At 31.8% G+C, this 25,555-nt stretch carries 28 protein-coding genes; 5 read left to right on the top strand and 23 right to left on the bottom strand.

What is annotated here, in order from left to right; all coding sequences use genetic code 11:
• Positions 1–161: 161 nt before the first annotated feature.
• Entirely contained in the window at positions 162–1,523 is a 1,362-nt protein-coding gene (locus tag JJJ02_RS05095; RefSeq protein ID WP_304653858.1) for an aminoacyltransferase, read from the bottom strand.
• A gap of 20 nt (positions 1,524–1,543) precedes the next feature.
• Entirely contained in the window at positions 1,544–2,797 is a 1,254-nt protein-coding gene (locus tag JJJ02_RS05090) for an aminoacyltransferase (RefSeq protein WP_240837781.1), read from the bottom strand.
• A 311-nt stretch (positions 2,798–3,108) separates the two neighbouring features.
• On the opposite strand from JJJ02_RS05090, the gene JJJ02_RS05085 reads away from it, so the two are divergent.
• Both JJJ02_RS05085 and JJJ02_RS05080 read left to right on the top strand, forming a co-directional pair.
• Complete coding sequence (locus tag JJJ02_RS05085; RefSeq protein WP_240837779.1) at positions 3,109–3,777, top strand: sigma-70 RNA polymerase sigma factor region 4 domain-containing protein; 669 nt, start codon at positions 3,109–3,111, stop codon at positions 3,775–3,777.
• A complete protein-coding gene (locus JJJ02_RS05080; RefSeq protein ID WP_240837777.1) occupies positions 3,771–4,139 on the top strand; it encodes a hypothetical protein in 369 nt (122 codons plus the stop codon). The genes JJJ02_RS05085 and JJJ02_RS05080 overlap by 7 nt, the downstream gene beginning before the upstream one ends.
• Before the next feature lie 34 nt (positions 4,140–4,173).
• On the opposite strand, the gene JJJ02_RS05075 is transcribed toward JJJ02_RS05080, so the two are convergent.
• Together JJJ02_RS05075 and JJJ02_RS05070 are read right to left on the bottom strand one after the other, a co-directional pair.
• Positions 4,174–4,830 carry a type 1 glutamine amidotransferase domain-containing protein gene (locus JJJ02_RS05075; protein WP_111714904.1) on the bottom strand — a complete coding sequence of 219 codons (657 nt, stop codon included), beginning with the start codon at positions 4,828–4,830 and terminating at the stop codon, positions 4,174–4,176.
• Between the two features lie 109 nt (positions 4,831–4,939).
• Positions 4,940–5,980 (bottom strand): M42 family metallopeptidase, encoded by a 1,041-nt coding sequence (locus JJJ02_RS05070; RefSeq protein ID WP_240837774.1) that lies wholly within the window; start codon positions 5,978–5,980, stop codon positions 4,940–4,942.
• A gap of 191 nt (positions 5,981–6,171) precedes the next feature.
• Between JJJ02_RS05070 and JJJ02_RS05065 the strand changes: the two genes are divergently transcribed.
• The gene (locus tag JJJ02_RS05065) at positions 6,172–7,005 is read left to right on the top strand and encodes a DUF2785 domain-containing protein (RefSeq protein ID WP_240837772.1); all 834 of its coding nucleotides are present in this window, start codon (positions 6,172–6,174) and stop codon (positions 7,003–7,005) included.
• Between the two features lie 101 nt (positions 7,006–7,106).
• On the opposite strand, the gene JJJ02_RS05060 is transcribed toward JJJ02_RS05065, so the two are convergent.
• Complete coding sequence (locus tag JJJ02_RS05060; protein ID WP_240837770.1) at positions 7,107–8,330, bottom strand: MDR family MFS transporter; 1,224 nt, start codon at positions 8,328–8,330, stop codon at positions 7,107–7,109.
• Between the two features lie 93 nt (positions 8,331–8,423).
• On the opposite strand from JJJ02_RS05060, the gene JJJ02_RS05055 reads away from it, so the two are divergent.
• Positions 8,424–10,028, top strand: a complete 1,605-nt coding sequence (locus tag JJJ02_RS05055) for an ABC transporter substrate-binding protein (RefSeq protein WP_240837768.1) — start codon at positions 8,424–8,426, stop codon at positions 10,026–10,028.
• Between the two features lie 47 nt (positions 10,029–10,075).
• Here the strand turns inward: JJJ02_RS05055 and abc-f (JJJ02_RS05050) are convergent, their stop codons facing one another.
• The 6 genes from abc-f (JJJ02_RS05050) to JJJ02_RS05025 all read right to left on the bottom strand — a co-directional run bounded on the left by abc-f (JJJ02_RS05050) (position 10,076) and on the right by JJJ02_RS05025 (position 14,672).
• Entirely contained in the window at positions 10,076–11,596 is a 1,521-nt protein-coding gene (abc-f, locus tag JJJ02_RS05050; protein ID WP_240837766.1) for a ribosomal protection-like ABC-F family protein, read from the bottom strand.
• A 214-nt stretch (positions 11,597–11,810) separates the two neighbouring features.
• A complete protein-coding gene (locus JJJ02_RS05045) occupies positions 11,811–12,110 on the bottom strand; it encodes a DUF4298 domain-containing protein (RefSeq protein WP_240837764.1) in 300 nt (99 codons plus the stop codon).
• A gap of 270 nt (positions 12,111–12,380) precedes the next feature.
• Positions 12,381–12,980: a hypothetical protein gene (locus JJJ02_RS05040; protein ID WP_240837762.1), complete on the bottom strand. Its 600-nt coding sequence runs from the start codon at positions 12,978–12,980 to the stop codon at positions 12,381–12,383.
• A complete protein-coding gene (locus JJJ02_RS05035; RefSeq protein ID WP_101140585.1) occupies positions 12,964–13,152 on the bottom strand; it encodes a hypothetical protein in 189 nt (62 codons plus the stop codon). The genes JJJ02_RS05040 and JJJ02_RS05035 overlap by 17 nt, the downstream gene beginning before the upstream one ends.
• Before the next feature lie 246 nt (positions 13,153–13,398).
• Positions 13,399–14,106 carry a hypothetical protein gene (locus JJJ02_RS05030; RefSeq protein ID WP_240837760.1) on the bottom strand — a complete coding sequence of 236 codons (708 nt, stop codon included), beginning with the start codon at positions 14,104–14,106 and terminating at the stop codon, positions 13,399–13,401.
• Between the two features lie 17 nt (positions 14,107–14,123).
• Positions 14,124–14,672, bottom strand: coding sequence for a GNAT family N-acetyltransferase (locus JJJ02_RS05025; protein WP_240837758.1), 549 nt, complete (start codon positions 14,670–14,672; stop codon positions 14,124–14,126).
• 192 nt (positions 14,673–14,864) lie between these two features.
• On the opposite strand from JJJ02_RS05025, the gene JJJ02_RS13430 reads away from it, so the two are divergent.
• Positions 14,865–15,062, top strand: coding sequence for a tyrosine-type recombinase/integrase (locus JJJ02_RS13430; protein ID WP_396614722.1), 198 nt, complete (start codon positions 14,865–14,867; stop codon positions 15,060–15,062).
• 104 nt (positions 15,063–15,166) lie between these two features.
• Here the strand turns inward: JJJ02_RS13430 and JJJ02_RS05020 are convergent, their stop codons facing one another.
• The 12 genes from JJJ02_RS05020 to JJJ02_RS04970 form a co-directional block, all read right to left on the bottom strand.
• The gene (locus JJJ02_RS05020; protein ID WP_240837756.1) at positions 15,167–16,429 is read right to left on the bottom strand and encodes a Y-family DNA polymerase; all 1,263 of its coding nucleotides are present in this window, start codon (positions 16,427–16,429) and stop codon (positions 15,167–15,169) included.
• A gap of 135 nt (positions 16,430–16,564) precedes the next feature.
• The gene (locus tag JJJ02_RS05015) at positions 16,565–17,782 is read right to left on the bottom strand and encodes an ATP-binding protein (protein ID WP_240837754.1); all 1,218 of its coding nucleotides are present in this window, start codon (positions 17,780–17,782) and stop codon (positions 16,565–16,567) included.
• A 132-nt stretch (positions 17,783–17,914) separates the two neighbouring features.
• Positions 17,915–18,352 carry an aminoglycoside 6'-N-acetyltransferase gene (gene aac(6'), locus JJJ02_RS05010; protein WP_240837753.1) on the bottom strand — a complete coding sequence of 146 codons (438 nt, stop codon included), beginning with the start codon at positions 18,350–18,352 and terminating at the stop codon, positions 17,915–17,917.
• A gap of 10 nt (positions 18,353–18,362) precedes the next feature.
• Positions 18,363–18,899: a DinB family protein gene (locus tag JJJ02_RS05005; RefSeq protein ID WP_240837751.1), complete on the bottom strand. Its 537-nt coding sequence runs from the start codon at positions 18,897–18,899 to the stop codon at positions 18,363–18,365.
• A 44-nt stretch (positions 18,900–18,943) separates the two neighbouring features.
• Complete coding sequence (locus JJJ02_RS05000) at positions 18,944–19,459, bottom strand: GNAT family N-acetyltransferase (RefSeq protein ID WP_240837749.1); 516 nt, start codon at positions 19,457–19,459, stop codon at positions 18,944–18,946.
• A gap of 127 nt (positions 19,460–19,586) precedes the next feature.
• Positions 19,587–20,684, bottom strand: a complete 1,098-nt coding sequence (locus JJJ02_RS04995) for a DUF1648 domain-containing protein (RefSeq protein WP_240837747.1) — start codon at positions 20,682–20,684, stop codon at positions 19,587–19,589.
• Positions 20,685–20,686: 2 nt separating this feature from the next.
• Positions 20,687–21,055, bottom strand: a complete 369-nt coding sequence (locus JJJ02_RS04990; protein ID WP_240837744.1) for a GntR family transcriptional regulator — start codon at positions 21,053–21,055, stop codon at positions 20,687–20,689.
• 96 nt (positions 21,056–21,151) lie between these two features.
• Positions 21,152–21,619 (bottom strand): ParB N-terminal domain-containing protein, encoded by a 468-nt coding sequence (locus JJJ02_RS04985; protein WP_240837725.1) that lies wholly within the window; start codon positions 21,617–21,619, stop codon positions 21,152–21,154.
• Positions 21,620–21,740: 121 nt separating this feature from the next.
• Entirely contained in the window at positions 21,741–23,354 is a 1,614-nt protein-coding gene (gene abc-f / locus JJJ02_RS04980) for a ribosomal protection-like ABC-F family protein (protein WP_240837723.1), read from the bottom strand.
• Between the two features lie 35 nt (positions 23,355–23,389).
• Positions 23,390–23,515 (bottom strand): hypothetical protein, encoded by a 126-nt coding sequence (locus JJJ02_RS13310; RefSeq protein ID WP_255724798.1) that lies wholly within the window; start codon positions 23,513–23,515, stop codon positions 23,390–23,392.
• 115 nt (positions 23,516–23,630) lie between these two features.
• Positions 23,631–24,377, bottom strand: coding sequence for a class I SAM-dependent methyltransferase (locus JJJ02_RS04975; RefSeq protein WP_240837721.1), 747 nt, complete (start codon positions 24,375–24,377; stop codon positions 23,631–23,633).
• Between the two features lie 472 nt (positions 24,378–24,849).
• The gene (locus JJJ02_RS04970; RefSeq protein ID WP_240837719.1) at positions 24,850–25,533 is read right to left on the bottom strand and encodes an alpha/beta hydrolase family protein; all 684 of its coding nucleotides are present in this window, start codon (positions 25,531–25,533) and stop codon (positions 24,850–24,852) included.
• Positions 25,534–25,555: the final 22 nt, after the last annotated feature.

Raw genomic sequence — 25,555 nt, 5'->3', positions numbered from 1 at the left:
ATAGGTAGTATCTTTTTCTTCTGCATACAACTTCCGATAATATATATTATGTAAACTAAAATATTGAATAAAGACATCATATAATACTATATATACATTTATATTATATGATGCCTTATTTTGTACTTAAGATTAATTATTCAATTTTTATATCTTAATGATTAATTCGGCTCACTAATTTTATCCGGTCCTTTTTGTAATACAATATTTTCTGTCGTTTCTAATTCATCTTCTGACTGATTATTTTTATTTCGTTTACGTTGTTTTAATTCACTTAATTTTAATCTCGTTTTTAATGCGGCTTGATATACAGCATATTTAGGTTTATTGATTGGCTTAATAAAGTCTCCAACAAGTTCTTCAATTTGAGCGTTAAATCCACGTTTAAATCGATATACACCGTAATCTTCACCAGATTCACTGAAATCACCAGATACACCATAGAAGTTATAGCGATCAAATCCATGTTCAAAACAATAATTGATCATATACCAGTGCATTGCATATGGTCCCATGAATTTATTATATTTCTCACTAGAACCGCCAGAGAAATAGTTCACTTCGAAATGGTTTAAGAAAAACATACCAGCTGCTAAATTAAGAATATTACCATCAGTTTTACGTAATGTACTCATCTCTAATAATTCGTCTTGCATGTGATTGATTTCACGATCTAACTGTTCAATCTTCTTCATCTGCTTATCTGATTTATTTTCATTTGCCATCATCTGATCACGTTTTGATTCAGATGATGTAATATCATTCGATAATTTCTCAATATATTCATTAAGATCAATATATGCTAACGGTAATAGTACTTTATCTTCATAATATTGATGGAATCCTTCAAAATAACGATCTGGACGAGCAATAAAACCAGCGCGTTGTTCCGTTTCACGATATAGATCTAAAAATACATCTAATTCATCTTTACCAAGCAGTCGGATTTTCACGCCGTATTTTTGCGCTTTTTTCACATTACGTTTACGTTGTGAATCAAATTGTTTCATTATAGAAGCTGGTGTTTCACCTTGAAGGTATAACACACTCATCCATCTGACCTGTGTGTCCATTGTATACCCTACTGAGAAACCGGTATGTTTATAGCCAAGCGATTTTAACTGTTTAATAATCGCATCGTTTGTGCCATGTTCTTCTTTATAATTCACATCTTTATCGTACATTTTATATATCCAGTATGGATCTAGTTTCACATATAAAGCCTGATGTGTTTTTAAATATGTATCCAGCGATTTGAAGTAAAAATCAACAAGCTCTGAATTCTTATAGTTCATGACTGGACCACGGTTTGAATAATAGAAATAACTTCCGAATGTCGGTATTTTAGAAAATAGACTGGCAGCAATGACTTCGCCTTCTGCTTTAATACCTAGTAATACGACTGGATAACCGTCAGCTTCTCTATTCTTTATGTTTTCCTGCAGTTGAAAATAGTGACTCATTTTAGTTGTATTCCAAATAAAATCAGTATATTCTGCAACCGTCAACTCAGTGAATTCCATGAAAATCTTCCCTTCAAATCTTATTTACGCATTTTCTTCATCGTTTCGTATACTTTGTAAACCGGTTTATTGATCGGCAATACAAAATCTCCGATATATTCAATAACGTCGGCATTAAATCCTTTTTTAAATTTGATTACTCCAGCGTCTTCTGCATCTTCCGTGAAATCACCACTGATACCATAGAAGTTATAACGATTAATGCCCGTTTCCATGGCATACTTTATCATATCCCATTGAATCGCATAACTACCTGCAAAATGCCTGAATTCATTTGATGTACCACCTGCAAGATAAACGACCTCAAATGGATTGATTAAATAGAATGCAGCAGCAATCGGTAAAGTATCACCATGTTTTTGCTGTAAAGCTTTTGCTTCAGCGAGTTTTTCTTTAATTGCTGTTAATTGATTTTCGCTTGTTGTCAGTACATTTTTCCATTTCTTCGTATCAGGCTTTTTCTGAAGTTCTGTTTTAGCTTTTTCGATTTGAGCTTGTACATCAACTTCTTCAGCAATGAGCTCAGGTATATATGTAGAAAAATCAATATATGCGAGCGGCATTCTCACACGATCTCCGAAATATTGTAATCGATTTTTATAGAATGCATCATCTCTATCAACAAACTCTTTTTTTCCACTCGTATCATTCATAAACTGTCTGAAGATATGCAGTTCATCTATTGAGAGATCACGTACCTTTATACCGTTTTTAATCACTTTTTTGATATTACGTTTACGTAGGCTATCCATATTGTTCATTACTTCTTTTTCCGACAAACCTGCAGTATTTAGCACCGAATGCCAGCGAATTTGATGAATTGGATCGAAACCAGTCGTAAATCCTTGGTGTTTAAAGCCTAATGTTTTTAAATTTTCAAAAATATCTTGTGTATCATAGCTTTCTATCACTTTGCCATCATGATCTCTCAGTTGATATGGCACATATGGATCGATTCTAAGATGAAGTGCTTTATGACGCTTTAAATAACGTTCTAATTCCTTGAAAAAGAATGTCACAAGCGCTTTATTGTGAAAGTCCATGACCGGACCTCGATTTGAATAGAAGTATTTGAACGCTTTCATCACAGGTACAGCGGTGAAAAGACCTGCTGCAATGATATTTTCATTATCATCTGTAACGCCTACAAGATGTACTTCAGCACCTTCTGCGATTTTCAAATCATAGTTAACTGCCATCTGCGTAAAATGACTATATGTCTGTTTATCTGTAAATTCTCCGAAAGCTTCTCTTGATAAGTTTATAAATTTCATGATGATTCTCCTTATTCGAATGAACACTATTGTTCATTAATCTCATGCACCATAATAACATAAAAGCGTCTATTTAATCACTTCATAGCATTAATGTTTCAACTTTAATGAAGATTTAAATGAAATTTACACTAAATTTGACTAACATAAATTTATATTAAATATATGTACATTACTTATTTTCTACTATACTTATTTTCTACTATACTTATTTTCTACTATACTTATTTTCTACCATTAACTTTATATTGTTACTTTAATTATTTCATGTATGCTATAATTCGTTTAAATAAACGAACTGGAGGTATGAAATGTTATCTTTATTCGTAATGGATGTTTCAGGAAGTACAAAATACGATAATTCTGAAGCGATTAGTAATGCATTAGTAAATTTAACCGATGAAATTGAACAGTGGACTAAGGACGTATCATTTAAGTATATTAATTTTCGTATGGGTGATGAATTGTTTTTTGTAAGCGATAGTCTGTCAGCAACCCTTTTAACAAGTTACTATATAAAGTTATTATGGCCATATAAATCACAACCGATTAAATTCGGAATTGCTGCGAGTAATGAAGAAATACCTACCGGAAACCTTGAACATTGGAATGCACCGATCATTAAACAGGCACGACGAAATTTAACTCAAATTAAACAGTCAGATATTACAGATTTTCATTTAACGATTGAAGAACAGGATGTTACGGTTATCAACAACGTATTATATCCATATTTAACTGAAATCGTTCATAATCATTCTGAAATGCAGCAACAAGTGCTGCTGCTCTCCTATGTGTATGATCAGCAAAAAGAAATTGCGCAAGTCCTTGGTAAAGGTCTATCAACCATTTCAGAACATTTAAAGAAAAGCCATAAAAAACAGTTAATGCTTATAGAAGCGGCATTAAAAAAACTCGACAACGATAATCATATTTCTTTACACGTCACGAATACTTTTAAGGAGTACGCATTATGCTGAAAATTATTTTAATTGCGATATTTATACTATTATTTATTATGTCAGGTCCTATCATTAAATGGATTTTAACGGCGATGAGTGAAACAAAGACGAAGCAGTCAGATAACGTAGGATTAATGATTGGTTATATTGAAAGGCTACTGATCCTGATGTTTATCGCTTTTGGTGAATATACAGCGATTGGACTTGTTATCGCCAGTAAATCGATACTTCGGTTTAATGACCTTAAAGATGATAAACCAAATAACAATTTAGAGAAGATTGATAAGACAAGTGAATATATATTACTTGGGACGATGCTAAGTTTACTTATTGGTGTTTTACTCGGATTAATTTTAAGAAATCTCTTACTTTTGAAATAAACCACATGAGACATTACCCCATGTGGTTTATTTTTTATAATACTTTTACAAATGCTTCTGCGACTTCTACACTTGATTGAGGATTTTGGCCGGTCACGAACTTCTTATCTGTTACAACGTGTGATGTGAAATTCTCACCTACGACAAAGCGTCCACCTTGTTTTTCTAACTCTGATTGTAATGCAAATGGAACAACTTCATCTAGTTTCATCGCACTTTCCTCGTTATTCGTAAATCCAGTAAGTTTAACACCGTCTATTAAGTAGCTGCCATCTTTAAGTTTAGCACCGACAAAAGCACTTGGACCATGACAAACAGCTCCAATTGCACGACCATCTTCTTTGTAGAATGCAAGGATGTTCTGTAAATCCGGATCATTAGGTAGATCATACATCGTACCATGTCCACCCGGAATAAATACACCATCATAATTTTCAAATACAACGTCTCTCAATTTTAGAGAGTCTCCTAATTTCTTAACGACATCTGCATATGTCTTCGTCTCATCATTGGCTACAGAGTTTGGATCCAGTGGAATTGCGCCACCTTTTATAGAAGCAAAATCAACTGCGATATTATTTTTCTCAAAAATTTTATATGGTGCTGCAGCTTCTTCTAACCATAGTCCTGTTGGTGTGCCATCACTAAACTTCTCTTGATTTGTCAGTACCATTAATACTTTTTTTGTCATAAATAAAACACGCCCTTTCTCATGTAGTAACCACATTATAACGAAAAAGGACGTGTGTCTCAAAATATTCAACTTATATTTATCAGAAAATTCTAAATTTACATTTATACTAAATTACATCACTCAATACATATTGATAAATTAACTTTTCGGTATTTTCAAGTGAAGTTTTATGTGTACGTTCCATCGCATGGCTGGATTCAATACCAGCACCGAATAGACCATGTTTAACATCATAACCAGCGCTCATTGCAGCACTCGCATCACTACCGTAATACGGATAAATATCAACTTTATAATCAATTTCGTTGTCTTTACATAGCTGAACGAGATGTTGTTTCAATTGATAATGGTAAGGACCTGAACTATCCTTTGCACATATCGATACCGTATATTCGTCAGAGGCTTGTCCATCACCTAATGCACCCATATCAACAGCAATATATTCTACAACTTGTTCCGGAACATTAGAGTTACCACCATAACCGATTTCTTCATTATTTGAAAAATAGAAATGTGTTGTATGTGGTAATTCAATATTTTCAGCTTTTAAATGACGTAACAGCTGGATAAGCATCGCCGCACTTGCTTTATCATCTAAATGACGTGATTTAATAAATCCGGATTCTGTAATTTCACACCTTGGATTGAACGTGATAAAATCTCCGACACTGATACCTAATTTTTCAGTATCTTCCTGAGACTTTACGATTTCATCAATACGAACTTCCATATGATCCTCATCACGTTTAATATCACCAGCGTTACGATAAACATGGACGCTGGTCTCATGCAGACAGATTGTTCCCGTATACACTTTATCATTTGTATGAATTTCACAGTATTCACCTTCAACAGCATTCCATCTGAAACCACCAACCATTGATAAACGTAAACGTCCACTCGGTAGAATCTCTTTAACCATTGCACCTAAAGTATCAACATGTGCCGTTAAGTATTTATGACGTGTATCATCTTTACCGGGCACAGAAATCAATACCCCACCCTTATTCGTTTGTTGTACTTCGTAACCTACTGAAGATAACGTTTCTGTCACATATTCAATCGCTTTAAATGCAAAACCTGAAGGACCTGGAATATTTACTAAACGCTCAATCTCTTGCATCGTGCTATTTACATCTGGATACATTTTCATTCTCCTTTTCAAATTTACTGATAATTTAATCTTATCTGATAATGAAGGGGAGTACAATGGTTGATAAGAAAAATACAAAAACTTTCAGTTAACTGGAAGTTTCCTTTCGTATTTATTTTTATACATATTCATATATAATAGTATTAATAGAAATTACCAGAAAATTTTAAAAAATGAGGTAAAGTATGATTAAGATATCAAATGAGGATAATCAATATAATTTTGAAAGCTTGTCACAGCAAGAAAAAGAAAATTTATTCGAATCAATGTTAGAAAATATTGGAACAACTGATGGATATTTAAGAGACAATATTTATTTAATGAGACTTGTAGAAATGCTGGAGAGTGAACCATTTACCAATGAAAAACTTATTGCTTATACTGAAATATGTTTAGAGCAAATCAAATATGGTTTAGGTGAGATTAATTCTGATTCTGTATTCAAAAGAAGCTTTAGTGCACTCGTGTTATACTATTTAGCTGTTATAAATCAGCAACGTAACTTTCTGTCTAATGATTTAAAGCAACAAATAATTCACGAGAGTATATATATATTTAAGAATGAACAAGATATTAGAGGATACGTCGAAGGTAAAGGATGGGCTCATAGTATTGCGCATTACTCAGATTTAATTGCAGGTTTAGTAACAAGTGATTTCTACGACTCAAAATATAATGATGAAATATTAGATGTTCTGAATATCAATCTTCAAAAATTAAATGTTGATAAATCGTGTTATATTGATGATGAAGAAGAACGAATGCTATTTATTGTATTTGCGATGCTTGATCAACAACGTATTTCTGAAGAAGCATATATTAACTGGTTGAATAATAGTAATAAACTAATGTTAAATCAAACTTCAAAGAATCTAGAAGGATTCAGAATAAGAACTAATTATAAACATTTCTATCAAAGTATGTACTTCAGAGCTAAAGGAATGGGTAAATATAAAAAGCTGGTGAAACAATTAGAGGTAATGATTAATGACTTATTTGTAGAAATGTTTGTGAAATAAAGAGTGAGTTATAGTGTGAACCAAACAAGGACACTGATAGAAACTTATCAGTGTCCTTTATTCTCTCATGTTATATAAAAATTGTTATTTAAATGAAAAATTTATTTTGTGTCCCTTTTATCATTTCTATACAAGCTGTTCATCATAAGTACTGATCCAATAATTACGATCACAAACACAACTACACTCATTGTATATGGGTTTAAATATGTACCAAGGATCAAAGATCCATTTGATAATAGCTGTGCACCACTGAATGTGAATGAACTGAATGTATTATAGGTACCTCGTTTTTCTTTTGGTATTAGTGTCAGCATTTCAGCACTTTTAATCGGTGCAAATATCATTTCGCCAAATGTAGCAATAAGCACAGCTATGATAATCAGCCACCACATATTTGCAGAAGTAAGTACTGCATATCCTATTGCATACATCAATAGTCCAAATCCTAGAATTCTACTTACTTTAAACTTCTCTAACCACTTACCAACTAATAAAGAAAATGTAATAACGGTAATTGTATTAGCGAGGTTAATGATTGTAAACATTCTAACACCGGTAATTTCAAAGCCGGACAAGTAAATTGTATCAAAGTTTTTATGTAATCTAACAGCAACGTAAGTACTTGTCATGAGCTCCACAGTTGCAATAAACATCGTACCGATTACCATTAATACGAATCGTTTATCTTTAACGACAGTCTGATATGCAATGAACAAATCTACAAATACATTTTTATGTTCTTTTTTACGGATAAAGCTGTTTGTTTCTTCAATATATTTCATATATAAGAAACTTAATAACAGTGCCACCATCGCTGAAGCAAAGAATAACCAGCTTTTATGTTCGTTATAGAATAGCCCACCGAGAAGTGCGCCTATTGCCAGTGATAAATTGATCAGCCAGTAATCCATCCGATATAATAATTTCTTATTTTCATCTGTTGCTGAATCCTGAACTAGTGCACTCATAGAAGGTCTGCGAAATGCACTGAATATCGTAAAGAGTATAAATGTCATCATAAATAGATAAATCCATGAGTTGACAACGGTGAGCCACATAAATATTAGCGATAATGCTTCAGTAAATGAACCAAATATCAGCATCTTTTTCCTCGGGAATTGGTCGACTAAGTAACCTCCCCAAATATTACTGATAAACTGGACAAAGACGATTGATGCTAAAAACAATCCAGCGAATCTTGCATTCAGCTGATCAGTTAAATATAGTGCAATAAATGGTAGTGTCGCACTATAAGTACAGCGATTGACAAATGAACCCCACAATCTGAGCTGTATATTGATTGGTAAGTCACGAACTCTCATTTTCATTCCCCCTAACTTTCTACATATGATAAAGTAGACTTAATGATTTAAAAATGGACAATATTTTATTTCAGTCCACTTTTAGGAGGAGCTATGGAGCATTTATTACTGTCTTTCTATAATTTGAAGACTACAGCATTTCATCAATCATCTGTCAGTGAACAGTTAAATGTGAGCCAGAAGCATTTATCCAGAAGTTTAAAAAGGTGGCAGGATAGTGGTTATCTCACTTTTAAGAGTGCACGTGGTCGCGGGAATCAATCAACGGTTCAATGGTTCGTGGATATCGATACATTATATTTCAATAAGGTGAATGCAATGCTAACACCATATCAATTATCAGATGCTATTCAATATTTAACATGGGACTGGTCTGTTCATCATAAACAGATGCTGATTACGAAAGCGAATCAATTACTCGGGGTATCTACAGTTGATATAGACAGATTAGTTGTTAAGAAGCGCTACGCCCCACTCTATTCTCATCCTTTAGAAGTGGTCGATATCAATAGCGCCAATATATTGAGTAATGTTTACGACACGTTAGTCGCTTATGATAAACATTCGGATCAGTATCATTTTAAGATAGCACAGCATATCGATTTTTATGATGATTATGCAGTGATATATTTACGGAAGAATATTTACTTTCATGATGGTACTCAAGTGACTGCTGAAGATATTAAACGATGTCTGAGTCATGCGATAGCGTATCAGGAGACGAAAGTGTTATTAAGTCCAATTGTTTCAATTGAAGTGCTTAATAAACTTACAGTTAAAGTATATTATCACGATTTTCCATATTTCAAAGATGTATTATGTAAGGTAAATCTTGCAATCTATAAGCAGGATAAGCAGCAAATTATTGGTACAGGACCATTTTATATCGCAATGAATAATGAATTTCAAACGACTTTAAAATCTTTTAATCAGTATTATGGCTATCAATCATATCTTGATGAAGTTGAATTAATTTATATACCGAAGCTTAAAGAAACTAACTTTACATTAAGTGATAGTGATACGTTCCAGCATATCGAAGTAACAGATGGTTTTTATTATGTGCTGTCACTCGCTCAAAATAAGTTATCTGATCTTCAGAAAGCAACTGTGCATTACTTATTTCAGCAGTCCGTTCATCATGTTAAAGATATACACACAAGTAAAGAAACCTCTTATATTCTGAAAGATCAGCCACTTTCACTTAAATCATTAAATAAATTAGAAGATCATTTCTCTATTACCATTGTCTATCCGAGCTATATCGAAAAAAAGATGCTCCAGTTTAAAAGATATTTAAAGCGATACAATATAGAAGCGGTATTAAAACCTATCGATATTATGACTTCTTTTAAAAGTGAAATAACAATTGAGGGGGATATCTATATCCATGGTATGTTCTTTAGTGAAGCGGAAACCTTTGAATATTTTACACTGCTCTATCAAAATAAAACGATGCATCGCCATTTATCACAACAATTTCCTTTGTTGAGTGATTATTATGCTACATATATCACAACAGCTACTCGTGAGTGGAATGAACTGAATCATGCGATTAATCAGTCGTTATTTGAATCACATACACTCTACCCTATCTTCAACATTACTCAAGAAGTTAAAGTACCAAATAGCATACATAATGCAAAAGTGACTACTGCTGGATTCTATAACTTTTCAGAGCTTGTGATTAAACGATAAAAAAAACTTTCAGGTCTCCTGAAAGTTTTTGTTTTTATGAATTTTGATTACTTTTTAAGATTTTCTATTTTCTTTTTAAGTTTGATAACATCCTGTATATTTACGTCAGGATCAATTATCATTTGTTCTAATTTATATTCTAATAGTTGTAAATTACTATTGTCAGGGGTTTGATAGTTTTTCTGTTTTGTGTCATCTAATAATTGTTGTTGTTTTATGACAAATTTATTCTTTGTCGTATTATTTATGAATTGCTCATCATGAGATACAATCAGAAAACTACCAGGATAATCTTTTAAGAAATGCTCTAATGCTTGCAATGTAGAAACATCCAGAAAATTTGTCGGTTCATCCAAGATTAACAGATCATAATCACCGAGTATTAACTTTATGATTTGTAGTCTGACACGTTCTCCGCCAGATAAAGAATTAACAATTTGATTCAATCTCGAATAATCAAATCCTAATGCAGCAAGTACATTTCTAATAAGCATATCGTCCTGTACTGATGTATTTCGTACATTTTCAAATATATTTTTCTGTTCATCTAACGTCGTTAAATTTTGCGCAAAATAGCCTATTTTTAAATTGGGTTTATAGTAGCCATTTAATTGCTTTTCAATTAACCGTCTAATAAAAGTTGTCTTACCACTCCCATTAGGTCCTGTTATTGCAATTTTATCCCCTTGAACTAGCTTGAAGATGCCCGATTGAAATAATAGATGATTTTCAATGCTAACGGAAAAATTATCTAAATGAATTAACGTAGCACCTGACTGTTTTAATTTACCTATTGCTTTAATCTTAAATTGTTTGTCACTCAGAGGCTTTTCTACTTTTTCTATTTGTTCCATTCGTTTTTGCAGCACTTTACTTGATTTAGCGATTGCTTTTTCCTGACTGTCATAAGCACCCATTCTTGAGTTGACTTTATAGTCGGAAATACTAATATTCTTCTTTCTTTTTTTAAAGTTTGAGGCATGTTTATTTCTTTCAATTGATTCTTGCTGGAGTTGATTAATTTTCTTTTGATACTGTTCATATTCTTTTAATTGCTGCTCATATTGTTTCTTTTTTTGTTCATCGTAATCATCATAGTTACCAGTATATATATTAAGTTTTTTCTCATCTATTTCTAATATTTTTTGTACTGTTTGATTGAGTAATGATCTGTCATGACTCACGATTATCATTGTTCCTTGAAATTGATTGATTTGATTGATGAGCCACTTGATATTGTTCATATCTAAATTAGTGGATGGCTCATCAAGTAACAATAAAGCACTATTGCTATTAAATGCATCAAGTAAGTAACTTTTCGTTTGTTCCCCACCTGACTGGATCGTTATTTCTTTCAATTGCGGAACATATTTTGTTTGAAACGGATTAGTTATTACACCTGAATATGAAGTATCTATTTGGGCAATCATTTTAAGTAAAGTTGATTTTCCACAACCATTTTTACCGATTAAGCCAATCTTATCTCCTTGGTTAATCTTTAATTGGTCTATTTTGAATAAAGTAATATCTTTAACTTGTTTATTAATATTATGAAATTGTAGCATCATGTCATTCTTCCTTTCATCTTTTAATATATGAAAGTCCAAATGATGATATTAAAAAAGGACACAGTAATCCTGTCATCACAAATTATCATATTGTATTCAATATCATCATTTGGATTTATAGAATTACCATGACCTTTTACCTCGTTATCTTAGATTGATGTAATTATACCATATTTGTATTTGGTTGCTACAAAACAAATAAAATAGATTTATATTAATGCGTCTTCAATTGCTGTGTCGCAATTTCCAGCATTCTTATATTTAAAGCATATTGTTCAGTAATTAAGTTATATACGCCGTCTTCTGATAATACACCAGTTGGGATATCCTGATACGTACCAGATTCATTTGATAGATCTACATCACGCATATACTCTTCACTACCATAATAATCTTTTAAGGCATTATATTCTGCGCTATTTGCTTCCAATTGATCTAATAACGCATTCATCTTTTCTACAATTTCACTTGTTTCATTTAAGACTTTCTCATAACGGACTACATCTTCTTTCATTGTATTCACCTCATGTTGATATATATTAACAATTTATGTCTATTATACGTTTGATGGATGAATAATTCCAGAGAGACGGTAATAGTTTGCTAAATATTTTTAAAGCAAGTTTACGTTATTAAATATAATCAGTATTAACTTATTTAAAGTGGATTGTAATGAAAATAAATACTCTTCATACTGTTTTTGATTGTTCATTATAAATAGCATCCATTTATACAACTAGTGCACCTCAAAAGTTAGATTTTAAGTCTGATTTTTGAGGTGCACTTAATTAAATTTTTTTCTTTTTTCTATAGCAATATTAATCCATTCTTTGAACGCTTTACAAGCATCAATGTCTTGTTTTTCTAAATCACTTAAAATTTGTTTAGTATCTATGGTGTCAAAATCTTGTATTAATAAATATATAGAATAGTTTCTATTATCAAATGATTGATAATCTAGTGCTCGATTGTATAACAGTCCTTCTTTACTTATACAATACACTCTGGTTTTATCTTCAAATTCTATTATTTGAGTATCTTCATACCTCATAGGATCTAAGGGTTCTGACATAATCTGAACAGCTACTTTTAATGGTTCGTACTCATATATTGTTTCTTTTTTAAAACCTAATTCAAGTAATATTTCTGCCAATCTAATACTAGATGTGGTGACAAAATCTATATCGTGTGTTGTATATTCACTATGTGTATAAATCTCCATAGCTAATCCACCAACAATAATGGGTTTATCATTTATTTGTGTAACTTCTGTTTCCAAGACTTTAGTTATGATGTGAGCAACTTTTAACATTCTCTGTACTAAAGGTTGACAGCTTTCAATTCTTTCTAAATCTAATTTAGCTTGTCTAATAGTGTAATGCATACTCTTTTTCTTTCATACGTTTCAATTGTTCTTTTTTACCATCGATACGTTTAGCATCATAGTTTCTTTGTCCAATATCAAAGTTTTTATCTACTTCTTTCATAGCTAATATAACTTTTTCTCTTTTATCTAGTGCATTTTTTGTGAGTTCACTATATTTAACTAATTTCATATACATCATCCTTTCTGTATACTATGTATAAATATTGTACATTCAATATAGTAAAATGTAAACTTAACAAATTTCATAAAATATCACATACTATATATTTTATAGATTTGATATCATCTTATATCATGTTATTTTAGATAGTTTTCTCAAAGTGTCAAACTCAGTTATATCAAGGGTTTCAGCGTTCACATGTAAAAAATCATTTTCGACGAGTTGGCGAAAGTGGCAACAGTTTGCCGAATTTTTTTATAAATTAAACTCTGTCTTTTTATTTATTACTAGATGTTTTAATTGAGTTATAGTTTTATATACTTCTATATTATTCTCCTTAAATTCTTTGGCTTTATCTTCTAAAATATTATCAGTAAATTTTTGGCCATTTCTTAATAACATTTCATAAAATATATCATTAATATTGTTGTTTATTGTAGGTATTTTTAGATTAGAGTCTTTTAATAAAATGTCAATGTATTTTGACAATGTAATTTTCTTAGTTATCAATTCATGATATAGGTATTGTGAACTTAATAACTTATCTTTAATATCCTCCACATCTTTTGAAGTATAGTCTCTTCCGTCAAGTATATTTATCATCTTAACACAATGGAAGTAATACTCAGATAATTTATCCTCAAAACTCTGAATTTCCTTTAAAAATAAATTTATATCTTCTATAGTTTGCTGCTTTTTTATTTGTAAATTTAAAAGCCTTATTTGCTCGTTACTTTGTAAATGAGCTACATAAATAACAGCTAAAGTACCTATAAAGCCCCCAAGCATACTACCCCAAAACTGAAGCCAGCTATTAGCGTCTGCTGAAGTGTACCCTACTAATTGCTTGGGCCACGTAATAAGTAAACCTGTTATATATGATGTTACTAACATAGCTACTATTGACATAAATATTATTAATAGCCACGGTATTCCTTGCTCTTTTTCCTTCTCATTACTCACCTGTTAAGCCTACTCTCCTATTGTTTTATGTGCTCTGAATTAAGTAACCCGTACACGTTTTGATTTAAGTAATTATTATCTGTTTTTAGTACCTCTCTTAATTTACCTTCGAGTTTGAAATTAAATTTTTCAGCTAATCTACAGCTAGCAATGTTATTTTCATAAATATACAGCTCTATTTTATTCAATTTAAGTTGCGAAAAACTATATTCTAATACTGTGTTCAAAGCTAATGTCATAATTCCTTTAGAGGAATATTGTTCATCTATAAAGTAACCTATCTCACCTAATTCATTATCCATATCAATTTCATTGTAACCAATCATTCCACAAAGTTTATTTTCGTATACAATTGCAAACCATGCTGGTAGATTATTAAGTTCATTTTTCATGCTTATTCTTAACTTTAAACTTTCTTCTGCTTGATTTTTTAAATCATCTTTATCCATCCAATTCAGTGCTTCTAAAAAATGATAATAATTTCTATTTAAAAGTTCATAAAAATTTTTACTATCCTCTATTTTTAATTCCCTTAATATTAATTTTGAGTTTATGTCTATTCTCATCAAATCAACCTACTCTCCTATTAGTTATATAAATTATACAATTTTAGACAACAAAAAACACCCGCATAATTATATGTGAGTGTGATGAGATAAAAGACGGCAATCTCCCTTATCAATCCCTATTACATCAATAGAATGATTAAAGATGCTATTTAGCTTCATAATGCTCTGTCTGATTTGCCTGTAGTGGATATGATAACTAAGAAGATAACCTTTCGTGTGTTGAGACACACTCACATATCATTATTAGTTCAAGAGGACATACCTCTTAACTCTATTATGGAGCGTGTAAGACATCATGACTCAGCAACAACCACAGCAATTTATACTCACGTTACTCAAAATATGCAAGACAAAACAAGAGATTTATTAGAGAACATTTTGGCCTGATTTTTCAGTTTTTAGCATAGTTTGGCGAATTTCTGCCGAATATTTTAATATTTCAACACAAATAAACCCCTAAAGTCTTATAGCTATAGGGGTTTATATCATATTTATGCCTTATGACCAGCGATAAGACCATTTCGCTTCATCGCCGTGCCTTGCTCTGTATACGAAACTGCACGCAAGACGCTATTCTTCCCAAAACGTATCTTTAGCTGATCTACCGTCTTTTCCAGTCTCTCTTGTTTCTCACGTTCAAACTCATCGACAAAGAGCGATAACTGACGATCTTCCTCACGAATAAAGTTCGTAAGTGAAATATTTACGGTACGATACATACGCTTCTTATCACACAACTGCATCATAAATCCCCACACAACCTGAAAGATATCAGCGGTTAAATTCGTCCCTTCAGATAAAGTGTAACTTTTATTCACTTTCCCTTCATCACTATAGCCAACAGTAAAAGAAATCGTACGTGCAATCATATTGTCGGCACGTAATCTGAATGTTACTTCTTCAACATGTTCTAACACGACAGCACGTAGTTCATCGAAACGGTAATCACGCATTAAAATCTGACTTTTATTAATAGAGGGTTTATAAATATGATGTTTCTCTCGGATTAAACTTGAGTCGATGCCATTCGCATGTAAATGCAGGTCTACTCCGATAATACCGAAATCGCGCTTTAAATAATGATGAGGATAATTAGCAAGCTGACCAATCGTGAATATTCCCTTTTGATTGAGTTTCTTCTCGGTGCGACGATTAATTCCCCAGAACTTACTTAACGGCTCAATCGACCACATCTTTGCCGGTACATCTTCGTAATGCCACTCAGCAATACCATCCGGTTGTTTCTTTGCCTCCATATCCAGTGCAATCTTGCTGAGTAAGACATTATCCCCTATTCCCACGGCACATTGAATTTGCGTCTTATCATAAATTTCCTGTTTAATCTTTAAAGCAAGCGCATAGGGACTTTCTGCGTATAGTTTGTAACTCTTTGTAACATCCATAAAAAATTCATCGATACTATATTGATGGTAATCTTCCGGTGCTACATATTGCAGTGAAATCTCAGCAATTTGACTGGCAACTTTCAGGTAAATGTTCATCGATGGATTGATAATATAAATATCAGAACGATGAGGTATTTCAAATAAACGTGAACCAGTCTTAATCCCCATTGCTTTTAGAGGTGGTGTAGCAGCAAGTACAACAGACCCCTGTCGTTTCGTATCAGCGACAACAGCGAGCTTTGTTGTCATAGGATCAAGTCCTTTCATGATGCAAGAAACACTCGCAAAGAAACTCTTCTGGTCAATACAGAGTACATTCCTTTTCTCGCATAGACTGTAATCATACATATTAAGCACCCTCTTATAATCTTTGATGATATATTTATCATACCAGAACATACGTTCTATTTCAACAAAAACAGAACGTATGTTCTTATTTTGTTGAAATAAAAAAGTAGCCTTTATAGACTACTTTGGACAGGGTTAAATGGCGTAAATAGGATAAGTAATCGTATCATAAGCTAAATAACTTTTTTGTTGAACAAAGCTTAAAATCATTTGATTACCAATTGAAAAGCCTTCAGCTTTCTCTAAAACAGCCATATTTTTGGCCATTTTTAATGTTGGCATCGATGTTTTTTTTATTTCAACTGGATACAAAACACCATCTTCTTCAATAATGACATCAATCTCTTTCATATCTCTATCACGATAGAACATTATAGGTACATTAGTTATACCTGCATTATTAAAAGACTTAATGATCTCAGAAATCACGAATGTCTCAAGAATTTCTCCACTCATTGCACCATTCATTAGTGTTTCTGGTGTTTTCCATTTCAGTAGATAACAAACAAGCCCTGTATCTTTAAAATATAACATGGGTGTTTTAATAACACGGGTCAATCTATTATTAGAAAAAGGTTGTAAAAGATATATAATACCTGATGTTTCAAGTACACTAATCCAACTTTTGATTGTCTTTATATCAACACCAATTTCATTTGCAATCGTGTTGTAATTCAACATTTGAGCAGTACGTGCAGCTAATGCCGTTAAAAATTGAGAAAATAGATTTAAATCTTTAACATTAAGCAAATCACGGACATCTCGTTCAATATATGTTTTTACATAAGAAGCATAATACATGTCCCAATCGAGATTTTCGTTCTTATACAGCTCAGGTAAACTTCCACGCTGAATGATACGCCACATCTCACTTAATTCAACATATTTTCTTTTTGCAGCAATAAAATCTTTATTTGGAATAAATGGTGATAACATATCATCACCAACAATTTCACGTGTAGACAGACCATTCATTTCAATAATACCAACGCGACCTGCTAAGGACTCAGAAATATTACGCATTAAACTAAATCCTTGAGAACCTGTTAAAATATATTGTCCATAATCATCGTTTTGATCAACGAGTCTTTTAATTTCTATAAATAATTCAGGAGCATATTGTACTTCATCAATAATTAATTTCCCTGGATGATTCAAAAAAAATAGCTTTGGATCTTCTTTTGCAAGATTCAATTCGAACAAATCATCTAAAGTGACATATTCGTAATCATCCCCAAATAAATGCTTCAATACAGTAGATTTTCCGACCTGTCTTGGTCCAGTAATTAAAGCCACTTTAAAATTTTGTTGTACTTTTATCAATGTATCTTCAATTGTTCTATGGATATACATCAAAAACACCTCCGGCTAATATGGAATACAAATCCATATTAGCCGACAAAAACATAAAAATCAATAAAAAAAGTCCGGCAAATATGGAATATAACTCCACATTTGCCGAAGTGCATGTAATAAACATATAAATTATTCTATTTTCTTTTTAAAACAAACGATTCTATTTGTTTCTTCAAACCCCAATTTTTCATGCATTAAAATACTATCTGTATTTGTTAACTCACAATCGCTGGCAAATTCAGTACACCCATTCTCTTTAGCAAACTGTTCGCAAGCTGTAATAAGTGCTCGTGCTATTCCACGATTTCTATATTCAGGTAAGACATAAATGCCTTCAAGAAAACCTACAGGGCTTGAATTTGTTCCCTCAACATAATCAACACGTAAACTGACATGCACAAAGCCTACATCAATTTGACTTGCAGAGAAAAGAAATGAGCATTGATGATCATCATTTAAGATTTCATTAAACTCTAATTTCAAGTCATCAAATTGATTGTGTGGCCAAAGCATTAATGCAAGTTGTGATACATTATTTAGATTTTCTTTAGTTAATCGATTAATCATAGCGCTCCCCCTATATATCTGTCTGATACTTCTCATTTCTCGCACTTACCACTTCGTAATGATGTTTTTCATGAATATATAGAAGCTTCACAACCTGCACGACATTAGGATATTTCGGTACAGGGTCAGGAAATTTAATACGCAAAGTTTGATGTTCACTTAAATTCATCAATATTTTCTTTAAAGCCAATGTTTCATCATCTAATAACTGTAGCAATTCATCTAAATGATAATGATGATTGCGTTTAGGATTTAATATAAAAGGTGCTTTCATCGTTTTACCCGCATAAATATTATTCATATTTGTATTATTAGAATGTGCACTAGGTAACATCTTAACAACCATTCTTGCAATCGGTAAATAATATTGTGAAAATTGGCGAGTCAATTTAAGCAATAAATAGCAATGATAAATTACTTCTCCTACACTCCACTTATCAGGTTCAACATGTCGATTCGTTTCATTGATGAAAGTCGAAGAAGCGAAATAATCACTACGTAAAGTATCTAAATCTCTAAAAGCAGATTCAATTTCTGGAAGCATCATATACACCCTCTCAAATGATTAATTAAAAAACTAAATCTAAGCAATCATAAATCAATCACCCAAACAGCATGATGATCTCCTAAATCCCAGTAATCTTTAAAGAAATACGTAGGTTGTCCAAATTTACGCGTCCACGTGGCCATCGCTTTCTTATAACCACAGTCAAAGCAGTACGAATCGACACCCTGCTCTTTCATAAACTGTGTTAAAAGCGTGATAAGCTGGCTACCTATTCCTCTACTCTGATAATCAGGATGTATGTATAATGTCCCCATCTCTTTTAATCCATCAACTTTATCTCCGACAAGCTCCTGAATGATTTGATTAGGTGGATAATACCCAATGATTCCAACAACAACGTCGCCATCCTTAGCGACGATAAACATATCATCTGAACCATTAAAATAACGATTGATATAAGTCATCTTTTTATTAATTTCGTTATTAAGGTCTTCATCATCATCAACGCCATTGTTTAAAAATGTATGTGAAATAACATGTCTAAAGTAGTCTTTTAATTGATTAACGTCTTTGTATTGTAATTGTTCATATGAAATCATAAGCATCTCTCCTAATGATTTGATTGTTATCTTTATAATAATAGAAAACAGAATAAATAAAAAATGAAGTTAGCTTCAAATCTACTAAAATATCCGTAAATAATGAAGTTAACTTCATATTAAAACATTATGAGAAAATTGTAATTACAATTAGCACAGCAATCGGTAATCCAAGTAAAATAAACGATATAAACCAAGACATCGGTCTTGCCATATTCAATGTCATTCCCATTTCTGAAAGCTTAGGCACCCAGACATTCAGATCATCAGGATTATAGTAGAATAGTCCAAAGATATAATGTTCCTCATTGTAATATGGCGCTTTGTTTGAAGTGGCTATGGCTTGACGATACTTCTTGCTTTCCGAAATTTGTAAATAGATACACGCCACTGTGATTAAAAGCAGCATTCCAATCAGCATCATCATGATACCATTCGGCAAATAATTATCATTATACACTGCAGGTCGAATAAAGATTAATATAAATAATAAGGTCATCGTAAATGAAATAAGATGAATCATCATACTATTAATCAGCTTAGAATTCTTTATAAAATTGATAGAAGCATCTTTTACAGCAGGATTTACAGTTGTATTGAAAAAGCTTGTCCCTTTTGAACTTGCCCAAAGTGATAATAATATGGCTAATCCAAGTAATCCTGGTGAAAACACGCTGAAGAAATTCTTTTGACTGAAATCATCAGCTACACCCTTAAAATTCCAATGTGTAGCGATCGTTTCAGGTATCTTATCATAATTTAATGCAACAAATATAAATGCAGCAATAAATGCGATTAACTGCATTACATATAGCACATTCGGAAGTGGTGTACTTTCTGTCATTAAACGTGTATCTGTCGCTTTCACTACTTTAATATCTTTCATCCACTCTTCTCTTAACTTTACGGCTTTCAAATGATCATGAGCACTTTTATAGATAATAATTGCACCGATAATAAGAACGTGAAGCAATACCACAAAGCTTAATAAAGCTGCAGAATGACTGGCAAATAAATAAATTACTATAAATAATAGTGCTACAGCAATGGCTAACATTAAAATTTGCTTTCTGTATTGTGACTTTACCGTCTCAATTGCACCATTATCTGTTTCACTCTCAGGCACAAAGACACTAAATAAAATATTACGACGAACGAAACGAGCATTCAATAAGAACAATAAGCCGGTTAAAAACAATATGCTACTAAGTAATAAACCTTCCATGATTAACCCTCTCCCTTTTCAATTAATTTCAGTAAATCAGCAACATCCAATTGTTTGCACTTTGCTTCATCAATAATCGGTTTCAAACGACTCATTAAATCTTCCCTTTCAACTTTTGTCGCAGCCTTTAAAGCATCAGGATGAATTATCGCTCCGGACTTCGGCTGCACAAGAATCAATTGTTTCTCCTCCAGATAATGATAGGCTTTGTTCACCGTATGCATATTAATCTGAATACTCTTCGCAAATGCACGACCAGAAGGTAATGGATCATAAGGTACGACATTCCCTTCTGCAATATGATGAATAATTTGATTGGCAAGTTGTAAATAAACCGGTACACTACTCGTTTCATCAATCTCTATGTACATTGAACCACCTCTCTGTTATACAAAGTATAGAACAGATTTAAAGACAAAAATAAAAACCAATCTGTTATACATTTATTATAACAGATTGGTATAGGATTACAAGTTGAAGTGTTTCATGACTTCTTCGTGAGTATAGGTTACTTTATGGTTCAAATGCTCGCGATAAGCAATATCAGCATCACGAGCATCCTGAATATCTTCCATATGACTTTGACATCTCTCAATCCAAAGTTTTTCAAACTCTGCTTCTGCTAGAATGCGATGGGATAGATCATTAATATGATAAATATTTTCTTGTTCACACCACTTTATACAATCAAGATATAATTGCATCTCTACTGATGTATTATCAATATCATAAATTTCAATCGGTATATCTATAATCCCTTTTTGAAAAGCAACTAAACAACGTGTATGACCATCAACGATATAAAATTGATCGTCGTACAGAATTACTGAGATTATTGTATTTTTGACAGAAACATCATCCAGCCATTCACTTACCTCATCCACTTTACGCTGATTCAAATAGAGTTGAGTAAGCTTCAGATCATTAATATTCATGAAATAATCACATCCTATTAAGAGTGTAGTTCACTAATATAGTATCATGAAACGATTGAAATATTCCTCATTTAAGATAAAATAATAAACATCAAACCTAAACAAACATAAAGAGTTACGTTTATTCAGCTTTTTTCTGCTTCGCATAACTATAATTTCCTAAATACATGTTTACATTTTTATCTTCAATCCAATAAGTAACATCAAAAAACTTATCAAGAAAATATCTATCATGCGAAACAGCGATAATCGTTCCTTCGAATTTATCTAAAGCATCTTCTAATATTTCTTTAGATTCAATATCTAAGTGGTTAGTGGGTTCATCGAGAATGAGTACATTAAAATCATTTGACATAATTTGTGCCCATCGTAAACGCATCTTCTCACCACCACTTAAATCTTTCACTTTTTTAAATACGTCATAACCATAGAATAAATATCCAGCGAGATGATTACGAGCCTCACCTTCTGTGACTGATGCGTATGCACGATACGCGTCTAAAACAGTATCATTGTCTTCAGTAAAATGATGTTGTGACAGATAATCAATCTTAATATTAGCTGCGATAATGATTTCGCCTTCATCAGGAAAAACATCCTCTAACATCATTTTTATTAACGTACTTTTTCCTGTACCATTGGCTCCAACAATAGAAATCCTATCATTTCTTCTGATTTTCATATTTACATCTTCAAACAATATATCATCATACATTTTGGCAACATCAATTAAAGTGAACACATCTTTAGAAGATTTGTCGGCACTTTGAATATCAAGCTGCATTGTTTTAGCATCAATAATCGGTTTCTTTTTTATTTCTATTCTAGCCAAAGCTTTTTCCATACTTTTTGCACGACGATGCATTGCGGCATTTGGTGGTACAGCTTGATTCGCCCATATTTTTAATTGTTTGATCTGTGCTTTCATCTTTTGAATTTTCTTCTGTTGATTTTTGTATTCTTCATACTCTCTTAAGATTCTATCTTCTTTTTCTTTTATGAAGTAAGAATAATTTCCGTGATAAATATGCAGCGCTTGTTGATCTATCTCTAATATTTTACTCACCGTCTCATCAAGAAAATAACGGTCATGAGAAATAATAATAACAGCACCTTTATAATTTTTAATAAATTGCGTTAACCATTCAATACTATCGATATCCAGATGATTTGTCGGTTCATCCAGTAGTAATAATTCCGGTGATTGAAGTAATAACATGGCTAAACCAACTTTAGTACGTTCTCCACCTGAAAGCTGGGACCAAAGTCTATCGGCCAATGGATTAATTTTGAGACCGTGCATTACAAAGTTGATTTTACTATCCTTTTCATAACCTCCTAATGCTTCAAATTGCTCTTGTATATTGGCATATTGAACTAAAATCTTTTCAAGATTATCAGGGTTACTTGCCATTTTTAATTCTAAGTCTTTCATTTTCTTCTCAATTGCATCAAGTTCAATAAAAGTTTGTGCTAAACATGAATAAACATCCATATCATCCGGAAATTTCGGAATTTGACTTAAAATACCCACACGTGTACCTTTTGATAAACTAATAAAACCACTATCAGGACGCTCTTCTCCCGAAATCAGTTTAAATAATGTTGTTTTCCCTTCACCATTTCGTCCAATAAGTCCGATACGATCATGATCGCTTACTTCAAATTTAATATGCTCAAATATTACATCACCTGTAAAAGACTTTGATACTTGGGCTACGTTTAAAATATTCATTTTTTCTCTCCTCTAGTTTGCTAGAGGAACAGTGTTTAGTATTCCTCTAGAAGTTGTATTTGCTTAAAAAAGGTCAGACTCCACCAATTTTTAATTTCAAACGCAAATTTCCCACGTACCGTTAAAACAAAACGCATACGCTTCGCAACTTCTAAAAACAATACCAACACCTCCGTTCATAAAAATTAATTATATTATATAACAATTTTTAGAATATTTAAATATTTATTTAGAAATAAATAGAACTAGCGATAATATGCTAGTTCTATTTCAAAGTTATAACTTTATACATTTAAAGAAAATAAAATCCGGTCGATGGATAGTACCTGCAAAAACTTCAGGATATGCTTTTCTAAGATGTTCATCAGCTAATGATTCATGACACTCAATAATTGTGAAGCCTGATTGAATTATCGAATTAACAACACTAGATATTGTTCTGTGATAATTAACTACCTCCGTACCACCCCATGGAAAATGTTTTTCACCTTCAATAAAATAATTATAAAGATTCGCATGAAGTTTATTACCATCTTCATCACGAGTCCATCTAGGAATGGATTGATCATAAGCAGTAACAATTGGATGTGACATGCTAAAAATGATTTCTGAAGTATCGTGTGTGATTTGACTAATATCATTCATAAGTTGATCAAAATCTTGAACATAATCAAATACTAATGAGCTAGTAACAACATCAAACTGCTGATTAAAAGAAACTAAATCTTCAAATGATTTCTTTTGGAATTCAATATTCTTGCCGTTAAACTTTTCTTCGGCAATTGCTAGAAGTTTTTCAGAAATATCAATACCTAATACAGATTTAGCGCCCATATCGGCATATTGCTTTACATGTTGCCCCATTCCACAGCCAATATCTAATACAGTTTTATTTTTTAAATCAGGTAACATACTGAATAAAATAGGCGTCTCAATTAAATCATTAAAATTAATTTTCTTTTCTCTAATCGATGTAAATTCTTTAAATAAGCCGTCTGAATCGTAGAAATTATTTCTCGACACAATACCCACCCCTAAATTAATAATAATTATTTTGAAACTATCAATATCAGTGAATCAGCATAAATCATTATTACTTATATTCGTAAAGTCCTTTTTCAATACTTCTATCAATAATATGAGCAGCTAATTCCCATAACTTCTCAGAGTCAACTCAAATAAATTGTTTTTACTATAACTTGAGATTTTGTCGATCTTGCTTCAGTTGTGATTACATCTCCTGTCACATAATGATTTATCAAAGGTAATATAGCATCTACAATTCTTGCGAATTGGGCTTCTTCAGAATTACCTATTTCAAATTCCTACCAGAGCGTTATATTTTTTTAAGATCTTTATCTAAATTCAGTAAAGTATTCTCTAATGAAGTTCGCTCTTTTGAAAAAGAACTTGACTTACCTACCTCATCATATTTTATTTTTATTAGAATGAATTACATATTTCTGAGATGATATTCAAACAAAAAGCATGGTTTCTATTCAATAACCTCTTTCAACCAATTCAGAATATCTTGTAACATAATATCTTCAACTGTATGATTGATATTCTCATAAATAATGAATTTCGTATTTAATGCTTCGGACCTTATCTGTTTAATATGAAAATGCTTACCCCCATCAATAGGAACAATTTTATCAATTTCACCATGCATTAATAAAATATAATTATTATAGGGAGTTTTAAGTATTGGGTCATAAGCGTGGAATAAGTTGATTTCTTCGTCACTTAATGTTTTACGATTATTATTTTTTCTAAAAATATTTTCAGACTTTAAGAAAGAACCTGAACCATTAATACAAATCATTCCTTTTATTTGAGGGTATTTCTTAAGAATACCACTTGAAATAAATCCTCCCATTGAAATACCAGCTACAATAATATTTTCATATTCTAAATTTAATTCAGTCTTTAATTGATCGAATTCATCGATAGATGAAAAGATTGATTCCCAAAAATAATTATTCATATTTGTTTGGTCGAAATAATTATCTATTGGCGATCTTGTATCATGAAATTTGAGCTCAGGTAGCACTATATTGTAGCCTAAACGACTAAGCATTTGTATTAAATTTTGATTATTATTTACGGTACCACCCCACCCATGGTATAAAAAAATGAAATATTTAGAATTAATATTTTTAATTAACTTAAATTTCAAAATAAAATCACAACCTTTTATA

It is taken from the genome of Macrococcus sp. PK (assembly GCF_022501545.1).
GTDB lineage: Bacteria > Bacillota > Bacilli > Staphylococcales > Staphylococcaceae > Macrococcoides > Macrococcoides epidermidis.
This window is presented reverse-complemented; position numbering and strand designations above follow the sequence as displayed.